Annotated in this window: 1 pseudogene; it reads right to left on the bottom strand. The window is 34.5% G+C overall.

Annotated features, from left to right (window positions below):
• Window positions 1-30: 30 nt before the first annotated feature.
• Window positions 31-516 (bottom strand): annotated as a pseudogene (locus HMPREF1552_RS12490) (hypothetical protein); the annotation flags it as partial.

The following is a 516-nucleotide window of genomic DNA, read 5'->3' as shown; positions in this document are numbered from 1 at the left end:
AAGGGCAGAGATTTTTCTGCTCTTTAATTTTTATGCTGTAGTGTTATCAAAATGATACTCTTCTGCTGAACGATAGTTCAGTATTTTTCTGCATCTCTTATTCAAAATTTTTTGTATTTTTGGTATTTTTTTCTCTTTTCCATTCTTGCCTTTTACGGCATCAATTTCAAAGTGTCCTTTTTCTTCACGGCTGTTAATATGCTCAGGTCTCTGCTCAATGCTTGTGTCCAGTATTTTTTTATTCTTTTTAGTATTGCATTGTCCATCAGTTTTCCTTCTAGGCTTAAGCTTGATCATTCTTGGAAGCATGTATGGCTTTATTCCTTCAATTTGGCCTCTGTGAATCATTTTATATACAGTTTTGGTTGAAGGGGCAACTTTATCAGGATTGTCTCTTTTGTAGACATTGCAGAAAGTATCAATGCTGTGAACTCTTTTCTCTCTTTTAAGTATTTCTTGTTTCAGCTCAACAAAGAATAGAGGGTCATACTGCTTACGGTAGATACACTTCTGTCT

It is taken from the genome of Leptotrichia sp. oral taxon 879 str. F0557 (assembly GCF_000469385.1).
GTDB lineage: Bacteria > Fusobacteriota > Fusobacteriia > Fusobacteriales > Leptotrichiaceae > Leptotrichia > Leptotrichia mesophila.
Note: the sequence above shows the minus strand (reverse complement) of the source record. Positions and strands in the feature narration are given on the sequence as shown.